Raw genomic sequence first — 13974 nt, forward strand, 5'->3', positions numbered from 1 at the left:
AAGTACGCTCGAAGGTGCACCCGCACCCTCGGATGCATGATGGGGTATTACGAGTATGGAGCGCAGGACGTGACAAGGTTCGACAGTATCGAGCGCGCGGTCGCTGACATCGCCGCGGGCAAAGCAGTGGTGGTAGTCGATGACGAGGATCGCGAGAACGAAGGCGATCTCATCTTCGCCGCCGAAAAGGCAACGCCCGAACTCGTCGCGTTCATGGTGCGGTATACATCCGGATATCTGTGTGTGCCGCTCGCCGGTGACGACTGTGATCGACTCGGGCTGCCGCCCATGTTCGCCACCAACCAGGACAAACACGGTACCGCATACACTGTGACCGTCGATGCGCGCGAGGGCATCGGCACTGGCATTTCCGCGTCTGATCGTGCAGCGACCATGCGGTTGTTGGCGGACCCGGACACCGGTGCGAACGATTTCACACGACCGGGTCATGTAGTACCGCTTCGTGCGAAGGAAGGCGGCGTTCTTCGTCGACCCGGACACACCGAAGCCGCCGTCGACCTCGCACGCATGGCCGATTTGCGGCCGGCGGGCGTCATCTGCGAAATCGTCAGCCAGAAGGACGAGGGCGCGATGGCCCAAACCGACGAACTGCGGGTCTTTGCAGACGAACACAACCTGGCTCTGATCTCTATCGCCGACCTCATCGCGTGGCGTCGTAAGCACGAGAAGCATGTGGTCCGCGTCGCCGATGCACGCATCCCGACCAAGCACGGGACGTTCCGTGCTGTCGGCTATCAGAGCGTGTACGACGAGGTCGAACACGTCGCGCTCGTCCGTGGCGACATCGCAGGCCCGGATGGCGATGGAAGCGACGTTCTCGTTCGCGTCCACTCGGAGTGCCTCACCGGCGACGTGTTCGGATCGCTCCGGTGCGATTGCGGACCCCAGCTGGATGCGGCGATGGACATGATTGCGGAAGAGGGCAGGGGCGTCGTGCTCTACATGCGCGGTCATGAGGGCCGCGGGATCGGTTTGCTGCACAAGCTGCAGGCCTACCAGCTTCAAGACGCGGGTTCGGACACCGTCGATGCAAACCTGCAGCTTGGGCTCCCCGCCGATTCCAGGGATTACGGGATCGGTGCCCAAATTCTTGTGGACCTCGGAATCTCGTCCATGCGGCTGCTCACCAACAATCCGGCGAAGCGAGTGGGGTTGGACGGATACGGACTCCACGTGACAGAGCGGGTGCCCATGCCGCTCCGCGCGAATGCCGAGAATCTGACATACCTTCGCACCAAACGAGACCGAATGGGTCACGACCTCGTCGGTTTGGACGAGTATGAAGCAGGGACCAACCGATGAGCGGTGAGGGCGAACCCGAACTGCAGCTCTCCGGTGCAGGTGACCTGAAGCTGGCTATCGTCGCAGGCCAGTGGCACAAGACGATTTCCGAGGCGCTGCTGGCAGGTGCCAAGCGGAAGGCCGAGGAAGTCGGCATCACCGACGTCACCGTGGTGCGTGTCGCCGGTGCGATCGAACTTCCGGTAGTTGCCCAGGCTCTGGCCAAATCGCATGACGCAGTGGTTGCACTCGGGGTGGTCATCCGTGGCGGTACTCCGCACTTCGAATACGTCTGCGATGCAGTCACGGCCGGTCTGACTCGGGTTTCGCTCGACGAAAGCACGCCCGTCACCAACGGAGTGCTCACGACTGACGACGAAGCACAGGCACTCGATCGGGCCGGTCTTCCGGAATCGAAAGAGGACAAGGGTGCGCAAGCGGTGGCAGCTGCTGTCGACACCGCGCTGACACTCAAGCACCTACGTCAGCCGTGGACCGACGAGGCGTTCCGATGACCGACGAAGCTCGTTGGGAACTGGAGGTTCGTTCGATCAAGTCCGCTCGGTTCGCGATAGCGGCGGCGGTCGTGCTGCTGGTGTCGCACACCACCGTGGCGATCCTTCTGCGCGTGTCCCCGACCGGGGTTTACTTCCGCACTGCGGATCAGCTTGCCCTCGCCGGAATCGGTGTCCTGCTCGCCGGGATAGCGTTGTTGCTTACTCGACCGCGGGTGCGTGTCGGTAGAGAAGGCGTTGCCGTTCGCAACATTCTGTCCGAGCGCCTGATCGAATGGGACTTGGTGCGCGGGCTGTCGTTTCCCGACGGCGCCATGTGGGCTCGAGTGGACATCCCCGACGACGAGTTCATCCCGGTGATGGCAATTCAGTCCAATGATCGCGGCCACGCCGTCGACGCTGTGCGGGCATTCCGTTCGCTCGAAGCGAAGTATACGGGCGCCGACAGGTTACGAGAAGAGTGAGCGAGCAGCGCTGGGCCTGGTTCGTCGGTAGCTGCGACTAGCCTGGGATACGTGTCCGATCCAGCTACGTACCGCCCTGCAACCGGAACTATTCCGGTCGAGCCCGGTGTGTACAAATTTCGTGATCCGCATGGACGGGTCATCTATGTCGGAAAAGCAAAAAGCCTTCGCAGCCGCCTGAACTCGTATTTCGCCGACGTCGCCTCTCTTCACCCCCGTACCAGACAGATGGTGACCACCGCGGCCTCGGTCGAGTGGACCGTCGTGACGACCGAGGTCGAGGCACTCCAGCTCGAATACAACTGGATCAAAGAGTTCGATCCTCGGTTCAATGTTCGCTATCGGGACGACAAGAGCTATCCGATGCTCGCGGTCACGATGAACGAAGAGTATCCACGACTGTTCGTCTACCGGGGCCCACGACGCAAGGGTGTGCGTTATTTCGGTCCGTACGCACATGCCTGGGCTATCCGGGAAACCCTCGATCTGCTGTTACGGGTCTTTCCAGCACGTACCTGTTCGGCCGGAGTGTTCAAGAGGCACAAGCAGATCGGTCGACCTTGCCTGCTCGGGTACATCGACAAGTGCTCGGCGCCGTGCGTGGGTCGTGTCTCGGCCGACGAGCATCGCACGATTGTCGAGGACTTCTGCGACTTTCTGTCCGGTAAGACCGACAGACTGGTTCGCCAGATCGAGAAGCAGATGCAGACGGCGTCGGATGATCTGGACTTCGAAACCGCTGCCCGATTGCGCGACGACGTCGGCGCACTGCGTCGCGCGCTCGAGAAGCAGGCGGTAGTGCTCGGTGACGGCACCGATGCCGATCTCGTCGCCTTCGCCACCGATGCGCTCGAGGCCGCGGTGCAGGTATTTCATGTTAGAGGCGGACGTGTGCGAGGCCAGCGCGGCTGGGTCGTCGAGAAGGCAGGTGAGGTGATCGAGCAGCAGGCGGCCGATCAATCCGATCTCCCGGCATTGGTCGAGCAATTTCTCACCCAGTTCTACGGTGAGCAGGCTGCGCTGTCGTCACAGGTGCCGGGCAATCGGGACAGACAGAACGACGACGGCAGTGCCAACGCGGTTCCGCGTGAGGTTCTCGTACCCGTGTTGCCTGCCAACGCAGCCGAAGTGCAGCTGTGGCTCAGCTCGCTTCGCGGATCCAATGTGACGCTGCGAGTGCCGCAACGTGGGGATAAAAAGGCCCTCGCCGAGACGGTGGAGCGCAACGCAAAGGAAGCACTTGCGCAACATAAGCTCAAGCGAGCGGGAGATTTCACCTCGAGATCTGCAGCGTTGCAAGGCATTCAGGAAGCGCTGGATCTGGATTCGGCGCCGCTTCGTATCGAATGCATCGATATCTCCCACGTGCAAGGGACCGATGTAGTCGCGTCGTTGGTGGTGTTCGAGGACGGGCTTCCACGCAAGAGCGACTACCGGCACTATTCCATCAAGGAAGCGGCCGGAGACGGGCACTCCGACGACGTGGCAAGTATTGCGGAGGTGACGCGTCGTAGGTTCCTGCGTCACAGTTCCGATGCGAGCGGAGCCGGTTCCGGTGGAGATCTCGCGCCGGAAGCGGCGCTGGACCCGCAGACCGGACGGCCACGGAGGTTTGCGTACCCTCCCAATCTTTTCGTGGTGGACGGCGGCGCTCCTCAGGTAGCAGCAGCGGCCGAGGTTCTCGATGAGCTGGGCATCACCGATGTGGCTGTCGTCGGCTTGGCGAAACGACTCGAAGAAGTGTGGGTGCCGGGCGAGGCAGACCCTGTCATCCTGCCGCGTACCAGCGAATCTTTGTATCTGCTGCAACGTGTACGAGACGAGGCGCACCGTTTTGCGATCACGTTCCACCGCAGCAAACGATCCAGACGCATGACCGCATCGGCTCTCGACTCGGTCAAAGGGCTGGGGGAGAGTCGGCGAAATGCACTCGTCGGGCACTTCGGTTCGGTCGCGAAACTCAAAGAAGCGACCGTTGCCGACATCGTCGAGGTGCCCGGTATCGGTGAGATGACCGCCAAAGCTGTGCTCACTGCACTCAGCGGCGAAGCGGCTTCCGGCGCGCCCGGCGTCGAGGTGGGGGATGATGTCCCCGGTGGCGGCACGTTCGATGGGGGCGAACGAGGTCGGCAGGAAGCAACTTCGACAGGGCAGGCATGACGTGAACGAACCCGATATCCAGCATGCCACCGACCAGCCGGACGGGCAGGTCGGTCTAGGTGACGGCATCGAAGTGGCGCTCGTCACCGGGTTGTCCGGCGCAGGGCTTCGGACGGCTGCAAAAGTTCTCGAAGATCTCGGTTGGTACGTCGCCGACAATCTTCCACCCGAGCTGATATCACAGATGGTCGATCTCGGTCTCGAGTCGGAACCGCGGATCGATCGTCTTGCGTTGGTGATGGATGTTCGAAGTCGATTGTTCACGGGAGACCTCGACTGGGTGGTACGAGAACTCGATTCCAAGGGCGTCCGCAATCGTGTGCTGTTCCTCGACGCCACCGATGCCGCCCTGATTCAACGATTCGAATCGAATCGTCGCAGTCATCCGCTGCAGAACGACGGTCAGGACGGCACGCTCACCGAGGGCATCGCGGCGGAGCGGATTCGGTTGGCGCAGGTGAAAGCTGCCGCCGACGTCACCATCGACACCACTTCACTGTCCGTGCATCAACTACGGCGGAAGATCGAGACGGCCTTCAGCGGTGTCGACGCAGATCTGATCGGTGTGACCGTTCAGTCGTTCGGGTTCAAGTACGGACTCCCCATGGACGCTGATGTGGTCTGCGACGTACGGTTCCTTCCCAATCCACATTGGATTCCAGAATTGCGAGAGCACACCGGTCGTAACCCCGCAGTGAGCGAGTACGTCCTGAGTCAGGACGGCGCGCAGGACTATCTGCAGACGTTCCATCACCTGTTGCAGCTGACGGTGAACGGCTATCGGCGAGAGGGTAAGCAGTACATGACGGTGGCGGTGGGTTGCACGGGCGGCAAACATCGGAGCGTGGCGATGTCGGAGGCTTTGGCGATACTTCTTGGCCGGCACGATGATCTGTCGGTGCGGGTTCAGCATCGCGATGCAGGCCGCGAATGACTGCGAAAGACGGCGGCGCTGTCGGATCTTCGCTGAAGATCGTGGCTCTCGGTGGGGGACATGGCCTGTACGCGACGCTCAGTGCCGCACGCAGACTGGCGTCGGATGTGACCGCGGTGGTCACCGTGGCAGATGACGGCGGATCTTCCGGTCGACTCCGCGCCGAACTGGGTGTACTGCCGCCGGGTGATCTACGCATGGCGCTCACTGCTCTGGCTGCCGAGGATCCGCGAACGCAGCGATGGGCGGAAGTCCTCCAGCACCGGTTCGGTGGTTCCGGCGCGCTGGCGGGACACTCGGTTGGAAACCTGATCCTCGCCGGGCTCACCGAAGTTCTCGGTGATCCGGTATCGGCACTGGAAGAGATCGGATCTCTGCTCGGCATCGAGGGACAAGTGGTGCCGATGGCACTGGTACCTCTCGACATAGAAGCCGACGTGTCTGGCCTCGAGGACGATCCTCGTGTGAGCAGAGTCATTCGTGGTCAGGTCGCTGTCGCCACCACTCCCGGCAAAGTGAGAAGGGTGCGACTGACGCCACCCGGTCCGCCGGCGACGCCCGAGGCGGTAGCGGCAATCGAGGCGGCCGACCTTGTCGTACTCGGGCCGGGTTCGTGGTTCTCGAGCGTCATTCCGCATGTCTTGGTTCCGGATCTACTCACGGCGCTCGAGACGACAGCCGCGCAGAAGGTTCTGGTACTGAACCTTGCACCGGAGCTCGGCGAGACCACAGGATTCTCTGCGGAGCGTCATCTGCACGTACTCTCCCAACACGCACCTGATTTCTCCGTGGACTACGTCGTGGTGGATTCCGCCTTCGTCCCGGACGGCGCGGAACGCGACCATGTGGCCCGAGCTGCTGCACGGCTCGGGGCCGACGTCGTCTACGTGGACGTCGCCGAATCAGGAACTCACGCGCATCATTTCGGCAAGTTGGCTGCTGCCCTCGGTAACATCGTCTCGTCGCGGGACGAGGCACCGATGGGTTCCGCACGCAGAGAGGGGAACACTTCGTGGCCATGACAGCGGAGGTGAAGGACGAGCTGAGCAGGCTCGCGATTACCCAGGTGAGCTGCAGGCGAGCCGAAGTATCGGCTCTGCTGCGATTCGCCGGTGGGCTTCACATCGTTGCAGGAAGAGTCGTCGTGGAAGCGGAGGTCGATCTCGGATCGATCGCTCGGCGTCTGCGACGCGAAATTTTCGAACTCTACGGCTATTCGTCCGACGTCCACGTCCTGAGTGCCGGCGGGCTACGTAAGACCTCGCGCTACGTCGTCCGAGTCGCCAAGGACGGAGAGGCGTTGGCCAGACAAACTGGACTGCTCGACATGCGTGGCCGTCCTGTCCGAGGTCTCCCGGCGCAGGTCGTCGGCGGAACGATCGGCGATGCAGAAGCTGCCTGGCGGGGTGCATTCCTCGCCCATGGATCACTCACCGAGCCAGGTCGCTCGTCGGCGCTCGAGATCAGCTGCCCAGGACCCGAAGCGGCGTTGGCCTTGGTCGGCGCTGCAAGGCGCCTCGGTGTCGCAGCAAAGGCACGCGAAGTTCGCGGTACCGACCGAGTCGTCGTTCGTGACGGTGAAGCGATCGGCGCACTCTTGACCCGGATGGGCGCTCAGGACACCCGGTTGGTGTGGGAAGAGCGTCGGATGCGCAGGGAAGTGCGTGCCACCGCAAACCGCCTCGCGAACTTCGACGACGCCAACCTCCGGAGATCGGCTCGAGCTGCCGTCGCGGCTGCGGCGCGGGTGGAGCGAGCCTTGAACATTCTCGGGGACGAGGTACCGGACCATCTGGCAGACGCCGGTGCTCTCCGCGTACAGCATCGCCAGGCGTCGCTGGAAGAACTCGGTCAGCTCGCTGATCCACCGATGACGAAGGACGCCGTCGCCGGAAGAATCCGTCGACTGTTGTCGATGGCGGATCGTAAAGCCAAGGACACCGGCATTCCGGACACCGAGTCGGCCGTCACGGCGGAATTACTCGACGAGGCCTGAACGGTCCGGTCCTGGGTGTCGCGCGCGCGACCGGTGCCCGCACACTAGGGTGGAATCTGCGCGCGCGGAAGTTCGCATGCGCAGACCACGAAGAACCGGTTCAACAGCACCGGTTCGAAGACATCGTTCGACAACATCGTTCGACAACATCGTTCGACAACATCGGTGCAACGACATCGATTCAACAACTTAGGAGCGAATAGTGACGATCCGGGTAGGCGTTAACGGTTTCGGCCGTATCGGACGTAACTTCTTCAGGGCGGTAGATGCGCAGAAGGCTTTGGGCACAACCGATATCGAGATCGTCGCCGTCAATGACCTTACGGACAACGCGAGCCTCGCTCACCTCCTGAAGTACGACTCCATCCTCGGGCGCCTGCCCCACGAGGTGAGCCTGGAGGGTGACGACACGATCGTTGTCGGAAACCAGAAGATCAAGGTTCTTTCGCTGCGCGAGGGACCTTCGGCGCTCCCATGGGGCGATCTGGGTGTCGACGTGGTCGTGGAGTCCACCGGTATCTTCACCGACGCTGCCAAGGCAAAGGGACACCTCGACGCAGGCGCGAAGAAGGTCATCATCTCCGCTCCCGCCAAGGGCGAGGACATCACGATCGTCATGGGCGTCAACGACGACAAGTACGACGGCAGCCAGAACATCATCTCCAACGCGTCGTGCACCACCAACTGCCTCGGCCCCATCGCGAAGGTTCTCGACGACAACTTCGGCATCGTCAAGGGCCTCATGACGACCATCCATGCGTACACCCAGGACCAGAACCTGCAGGACGGTCCGCATTCGGACCTTCGTCGCGCACGCGCGGCCGCTCTGAACGTCGTTCCGACCGGCACCGGCGCAGCGAAGGCCATCGGCCTGGTTCTCCCGCAGCTGCTCGGCAAGCTCGACGGCTACGCACTTCGGGTTCCGATCCCAACCGGCTCCGTCACCGACCTGACCGCCCACCTCGCGAAGAAGGCGAGTGTCGAGGAGATCAACGAGGCAATGCGGATCGCAGCAGAGGGACCGCTCAAGGGCATCCTGAAGTACAACACCGACCCGATCGTCTCCTCGGACATCGTCACCGACCCGCACTCGAGCGTCTTCGACGCACCGCTGACGAAGGTCATCGACGACCAGGTCAAGATCGTCTCCTGGTACGACAACGAGTGGGGCTACTCCAACCGCCTCGTGGACCTCATCGGACTCGTCGGAAAGTCTCTCTGATCACTATGGCCGTGAAGACACTGCAGGATCTGCTATCGGCCGGCGTGTCCGGCCGCGCAGTGCTCGTGCGCGCCGACTTCAACGTTCCGATCGAGAACGGTGTCATCACCGATCCCGGTCGGATCGTTGCGTCGCTGCCCACACTGAAAGCGCTGCTCGACGCCGATGCGAAGCTGATCATCACAGCGCACCTCGGCCGTCCCGACGGCAAACCGGAGGCAAAGTACTCGCTGGCTCCGGTCGCGGCGAAGCTGGGTGAGCTGCTCGGGCGCCATGTTCAGCTCGCAGGCGACGTCGTCGGTCAGGACGCACAGGCACGCGCCGAGGGTCTGACGGACGGCGATGTACTCCTGCTGGAGAACATCCGCTTCGACCCGCGGGAGACCAGCAAGGACGACGCCGAGCGCGCGAGCTTGGCTGCGGAACTCGTTGCATTGACCGATGGCGAGGGCGCTTTCGTATCCGACGGGTTCGGGGTGGTTCATCGTAAGCAAGCGTCGGTTTTCGACGTTGCCGCACTCCTGCCGTCGTACGCGGGGAATCTCGTGGCCACCGAGGTAGAGGTCTTGAAGACACTCACCGAGACCCCGAAACGACCGTACGCAGTGGTCCTGGGTGGTTCGAAGGTGACGGACAAGCTCGCGGTGATCGAGGCCCTTGCACCGAAGGTCGACACCCTCGTGATCGGCGGCGGCATGTGCTTCACATTCCTCGCTGCTCAGGGTGTTTCGGTGGGTACCTCGCTTCTGCAGGAGGACATGATCGACACCTGCAAGGATCTGCTAGAGCGTTTCGGAGATGTCATTCATCTCCCCAAGGATGTCGTCGTCGCCGATTCGTTCTCTGCTTCTGCCGAATCGAAGATTGTTCAGTCCTACGAGATTCCGGACGGCTGGATGGGGCTCGATATCGGACCTGAGTCGGTGGAGCGCTTCGGAGCGGTCCTACGCGCGGCCAAGACAGTGTTCTGGAACGGACCGATGGGCGTGTTCGAGTTCGAGAAGTTTGCGGCCGGGACCAAGGGCTTGGCCGAAGCGATCGGATCGGCTACGGCCCACGGTGCGTTCAGTGTCGTCGGTGGTGGTGATTCCGCTGCAGCCGTACGTGCCCTCGGGTTGCCGGACGACGGCTTCTCGCACATCTCGACCGGGGGTGGCGCGTCCCTCGAGTACCTCGAGGGCAAGCACCTTCCCGGACTCGCAGCCTTGGAGGTCTGACTCGTGTCACGCAAGCCGCTCATTGCAGGCAACTGGAAAATGAATCTGAACCACCTCGAAGCGATTTCGCTGGTGCAGAAGATCGCGTTCTCGCTCCCGGCAAAGTACTTCGACAAGGTCGACGTGACGGTTATCCCGCCGTTCACCGACATCCGCAGCGTGCAAACCCTCATCGAGGGTGACAAGCTTCTGCTCACCTTCGGAGCGCAGGACGTGTCGGCGCACGATTCGGGTGCGTTTACAGGCGAAATCAGCGGCTCGATGCTGGCGAAGCTGGGTGTCACATTCGTGGTCGTCGGCCATTCCGAGCGTCGCACGCTACACAGCGAGGACGACGCGACGGTGTCGGCCAAGACCAAGGCGGCTCTGAAGAACGGGCTCACCCCGATCGTTTGCATCGGTGAGGGCTTGAACATCAGGGAGGCCGGTGAGCACGTGTCGTACAACATCAAGCAGCTGCGCGGCTCGCTGAGTGGATTGTCGGCCGAGGACATCTCGAAGGTTGTCATCGCCTACGAGCCGGTCTGGGCCATCGGTACAGGTCGAGTGGCCAGCGCGTCCGATGCTCAAGAAGTGTGCGGCGCGATCCGTGAGGAACTGAAGACCCTGGCTTCCGACGAAGTTGCCGCAGTGGTTCGAGTTCTCTACGGAGGTTCGGTCAACGCCAAGAACGTCGGCGAGATCGTCGGACAGGTCGATGTCGACGGGGCGCTCGTCGGAGGCGCATCCCTCAAGGCGGACGAATTTGCCACACTGTCGGCTATCGCCGCCGGTGGGCCTCTTCCCTGATCCGGAGTTTTTCGTTTCGATTCTCGGTTTTCAGGCACGAGAGTACGAAGGGTCGTCGGGCAGTTGACGCGATCGTGACAGATTCGAACGGTTCGGACACCGTGCTCCTCGGGCACGGTGTCCGAACCTGTTCGTAGGGCAGGTAAGCTGCCAAAGGCATCCAATCGATTTTGAGGTGGACATGGATCTGTTTCTGGATATCCTGCTGGTTATCACCAGTCTGGCGCTGATTTTGTTGATCCTGCTGCATCGCGGCAAGGGCGGCGGTCTGTCCAGTCTGTTCGGTGGTGGCGTCCAGTCGAGCTTGTCCAGCTCGACTGTGGTCGAGAAGAACCTCGATCGTTTGACGATTTTCACCGGAGTGGTGTGGCTTATCGCAATCCTCGGAATCGGTCTGGAAATCAAGTACTCCTGATATTCGGCTGACCGCAGTATCGATCCGGTCTTGGGCTGCGCACGCGGCTCGACTCGGCGATACTGGGGGGATGAGCGAATCCTCTTACGAGTCGGTCGGGTCACCTGCATTCGTCGTACCCACCACTCAGGGCCGTGAGTTGACCGAGCCCCTCCGCGAGGACATCCGCTATCTCGGTGGAATCCTCGGCGACATCATTCGTGAACACGAAGGTCCTGACGTGTTCGATCTCGTCGAACGCGCGCGATTAGAATCTTTCGCTGTTCGCCGATCCGAGGTGGAGCGCGAAGATTCTGCCGGCTTTTATGCCGATGCCGATGTGGCCCAAGCGATTCCATTGATTCGAGCGTTCAGCCACTTCTCCCTCCTTGCGAATCTTGCGGAGGACCTACACCGCGAGCGACGTCGTGCCATCCACGTCGACAGAAACGATCCGCCGCAGGCCAGTAGTCTCGATGCAACGTGGCTCGCGCTCGATGCAGCGGGCCTCACCACATCGCAGGTGACTGCAGCGCTGGCGGACGCGCTGGTCTCGCCGGTGATCACGGCGCATCCCACCGAGACCCGTCGGCGCACCGTATTCGACGTCCAGGCGAAAATCACCGACCTGATGCGACGGCGCCAGGTCGTCTCGACGGCCAAGGCCTCTAGTTCCGCGCAGGAATTGACGTCCATCGACACCCAGATCCGGCGTCAAGTACTGACTTTGTGGGAAACAGCCCTGATTCGTTTGTCGCGCTTGCGTATTCAAGATGAGATCGAGGTCGGTCTTCGCTATTTCGAATCTTCGTTGTTCGATGTCATTCCGGAGCTGAACGCCGATGTGAGGACCGCACTGCGGCTCCGGTGGCCGGACAGCAGTCTGCTTGCACGACCCATTCTGCGTCCAGGTTCCTGGATCGGTGGAGATCGCGACGGAAATCCGAACGTGACCGCTGAGGTGGTGCATTCCGCCACACACCAAGCCGGGTACGTCGCCTTTGCATACTACTTGGACGAATTGGTCTCGCTCGAGAAAGAACTGTCGATGTCTGCCAGGCTGGTGGCCGTCAGCGAGGACCTGCTCACCCTCGCTTCCGCCTCGGACGAGCCGGATGATCGTCGGTCCGATGAGCCGTATCGTGTTGCGATAGCCGGTATTCGAGCACGACTGTCGGCCACGGCCGCTGCGGTACTCGACTCGGTACCGGTCTCGGCGCTCGACCGCGGGTCGGCGCCGTACTATGGGCCACAGGAGGTTCTCGACGATTTGGACACGGTCGATCGAGCCTTGCGTGCAGACGGTGACGCACTGATTGCCGATGATCGACTTCGAAAGTTGCGGCAGTCTGTCGAGACATTCGGCTTTCACCTGCAAGCGTTGGACATGCGACAGAATTCCGAGACACACGAAGTTGTGGTCGCCGAGCTTCTCGCGTGGGCAGGCGTCCATCAGGACTACCTGTCACTCGACGAGGCGGACCGGGTGACAGTACTCTCTCGTGAGCTGACGACCCGGCGCCCATTGATCGGTCCGACCGCCGAGCTCAGCGAGCTCGCGACGAAGGAACTGGGCATCGTTCGAGCTGCCAAGGAAGCCATCGATCATCTGGGTCCCGAGACGATCCAGAACTACATCATCAGCATGTGCGAGTCCGTCAGCGACATGCTCGAGGCAGCCTTGTTGCTCAAGGAAGCGGGGATTTTCGACCCCGGAGTCGACGGGTCGGCACCGACGTCGTCCGTGGGCGTCGTACCGCTGTTCGAGACTATCGAGGATCTGCAACAGGGCGCGGCAACGCTGATCGCCACTCTCGAAGTGCCGGTGTATCGAGCGCTGATCGCTGGTCGCGGCATGAACCAAGAAGTCATGCTGGGGTACTCGGACTCCAACAAAGACGGCGGATATCTGGCGGCCAACTGGGCGCTGTATCGAGCTGAACTCGACCTGCTCGAAGCTTCGCGCAAGACCGGGATCAGGTTGCGGCTCTTCCACGGTCGAGGAGGCACTATCGGCCGCGGTGGTGGCCCGAGCTACGATGCGATACTGGCGCAGCCGCCCGGGGTCGTGCAGGGTTCACTTCGATTGACCGAGCAGGGCGAGATCATCGCCGCTAAGTATGCCGAGCCTTCCAGGGCTCGTCGGAATCTGGAGTCGCTCGTCGCTGGAACACTCGAGTCGACGTTGTTGGATGTCGAAGGCCTAGGCGACGATGCGGAGCCTGCCTACGCGGTCCTCGACGATCTAGCCGAGCGAGCGCGTGCGGCATACGGCCGACTGGTCCATGAAGAGCCTGGATTTGTGGAGTACTTCCGGATGGCGACGCCAGTAGCAGAGGTCGGTGAGTTGAACATCGGAAGCCGTCCCGCCTCCCGTAAGCCGACCAACTCGGTGAGCGACCTACGCGCGATCCCGTGGGTCATGTCGTGGAGTCAGTGTCGAGTCATGCTTCCGGGCTGGTACGGAACAGGAACTGCGATAGAAGAGTGGGTCGGCGGGGACGAGAACAAATTTGCCGCTCTCACCGATCTGTATCGGACATGGCCGTTCTTCCAGACCGTGTTGTCCAATCTTGCCCAGGTAATGGCCAAGTCGGACTTGGGTATTGCCGCGCGTTACGCAGAGCTCGTCCCGGATCGGGAGCTACGCGGACGGATCTTCGGAATGATCGAGGTCGAGCACGCGAAGACGGTGCGTATGTATCTGCGGATCACCGGTCACACTCGACTGCTCGAGGACAACCCGGCATTGGAGCGGTCGGTTCACAACAGGTTCCCGTATCTCGAACCGTTGAACCAGATGCAGGTGGAAATGTTGCGCCGGTTCCGCGCAGGCGATACGGATGAACGCGTCAAACGCGGAATTCTGTTGACGATGAACGGTCTCGCGACCGCACTTCGCAACAGCGGCTGAGTTTGCGTTCGCCCGGGCTCGATCGGTCCCGGGCAACGAGCGGCTCGGCACGATCGAACGAATTGGG

At 61.9% G+C, this 13974-nt stretch carries 12 protein-coding genes; all 12 read left to right on the plus strand.

Annotation, left to right across the window (positions count from 1 at the left end; genetic code table 11):
• The first annotated feature begins 69 nt into the window (after nt 1-69).
• A complete protein-coding gene (locus QMK32_RS17690) occupies nt 70-1323 on the plus strand; it encodes a bifunctional 3,4-dihydroxy-2-butanone-4-phosphate synthase/GTP cyclohydrolase II (protein ID WP_269305645.1) in 1254 nt (417 codons plus the stop codon).
• Nucleotides 1320-1817 (plus strand): 6,7-dimethyl-8-ribityllumazine synthase, encoded by a 498-nt coding sequence (gene ribH / locus QMK32_RS17695; RefSeq protein ID WP_269305646.1) that lies wholly within the window; start codon nt 1320-1322, stop codon nt 1815-1817. The genes QMK32_RS17690 and ribH overlap by 4 nt, the downstream gene beginning before the upstream one ends.
• Complete coding sequence (locus QMK32_RS17700; RefSeq protein WP_269305648.1) at nt 1814-2281, plus strand: PH domain-containing protein; 468 nt, start codon at nt 1814-1816, stop codon at nt 2279-2281. The genes ribH and QMK32_RS17700 overlap by 4 nt, the downstream gene beginning before the upstream one ends.
• Before the next feature lie 51 nt (nt 2282-2332).
• Nucleotides 2333-4441, plus strand: a complete 2109-nt coding sequence (gene uvrC / locus QMK32_RS17705) for an excinuclease ABC subunit UvrC (protein ID WP_269305650.1) — start codon at nt 2333-2335, stop codon at nt 4439-4441.
• Entirely contained in the window at nt 4392-5375 is a 984-nt protein-coding gene (gene rapZ / locus QMK32_RS17710; RefSeq protein ID WP_502943683.1) for an RNase adapter RapZ, read from the plus strand. Before uvrC ends, rapZ begins: the two co-directional genes overlap by 50 nt.
• Nucleotides 5372-6397: a gluconeogenesis factor YvcK family protein gene (locus QMK32_RS17715; protein WP_283476469.1), complete on the plus strand. Its 1026-nt coding sequence runs from the start codon at nt 5372-5374 to the stop codon at nt 6395-6397. The genes rapZ and QMK32_RS17715 overlap by 4 nt, the downstream gene beginning before the upstream one ends.
• Nucleotides 6388-7371: a DNA-binding protein WhiA gene (gene whiA, locus QMK32_RS17720; protein WP_084348827.1), complete on the plus strand. Its 984-nt coding sequence runs from the start codon at nt 6388-6390 to the stop codon at nt 7369-7371. The genes QMK32_RS17715 and whiA overlap by 10 nt, the downstream gene beginning before the upstream one ends.
• Nucleotides 7372-7573: 202 nt before the next feature.
• Nucleotides 7574-8593: a type I glyceraldehyde-3-phosphate dehydrogenase gene (gap, locus tag QMK32_RS17725; protein WP_269305654.1), complete on the plus strand. Its 1020-nt coding sequence runs from the start codon at nt 7574-7576 to the stop codon at nt 8591-8593.
• 5 nt (nt 8594-8598) lie between these two features.
• Nucleotides 8599-9810: a phosphoglycerate kinase gene (locus tag QMK32_RS17730; protein ID WP_269305656.1), complete on the plus strand. Its 1212-nt coding sequence runs from the start codon at nt 8599-8601 to the stop codon at nt 9808-9810.
• Between the two features lie 3 nt (nt 9811-9813).
• Entirely contained in the window at nt 9814-10599 is a 786-nt protein-coding gene (gene tpiA, locus QMK32_RS17735; RefSeq protein ID WP_269305658.1) for a triose-phosphate isomerase, read from the plus strand.
• Between the two features lie 181 nt (nt 10600-10780).
• The gene (gene secG / locus QMK32_RS17740; RefSeq protein WP_084348831.1) at nt 10781-11014 is read left to right on the plus strand and encodes a preprotein translocase subunit SecG; all 234 of its coding nucleotides are present in this window, start codon (nt 10781-10783) and stop codon (nt 11012-11014) included.
• A gap of 70 nt (nt 11015-11084) precedes the next feature.
• Complete coding sequence (ppc, locus tag QMK32_RS17745) at nt 11085-13907, plus strand: phosphoenolpyruvate carboxylase (RefSeq protein ID WP_283476471.1); 2823 nt, start codon at nt 11085-11087, stop codon at nt 13905-13907.
• Nucleotides 13908-13974: the final 67 nt, after the last annotated feature.

Source organism: Rhodococcus sp. H29-C3, from assembly GCF_030063405.1.
Classification (GTDB): domain Bacteria; phylum Actinomycetota; class Actinomycetes; order Mycobacteriales; family Mycobacteriaceae; genus Rhodococcoides.